This window comes from Lentzea albidocapillata, assembly GCF_000719115.1.
Lineage (GTDB): Bacteria > Actinomycetota > Actinomycetes > Mycobacteriales > Pseudonocardiaceae > Lentzea > Lentzea albidocapillata.
This window is the reverse complement of the sequence record NZ_JOEA01000120.1, coordinates 1-211: the sequence shown is the minus strand read 5'-3', so window position 1 is coordinate 211 and position 211 is coordinate 1. Positions and strand designations below refer to the sequence as shown.

The following is a 211-nucleotide window of genomic DNA, read 5'->3' as shown; positions in this document are numbered from 1 at the left end:
GACCACCGCGATCATGGTGTTGATGGTGGTCGTGGCGCCTCGGCTCACCGCGCGGTTCGGCGTCAAGCCGATGGTGGTGACCGGGCTCGTCGTGCTCGCTGCCGGTCTGGGTTGGCTGGCCCTGGTGCGCCCGGACGGCAACTACTGGGTGGACGTGCTGCCCGCGTCGCTGCTGGCCGCGACCGGCATGGCGCTGGCGTTCATCCCCTCG

The 211-nt window shown here is 71.1% G+C and carries 1 pseudogene; it reads left to right on the top strand.

The annotated features are described in order from the left end of the window. Nucleotides 1-211 (top strand): annotated as a pseudogene (locus tag IG04_RS43600) (MFS transporter); the annotation flags it as partial.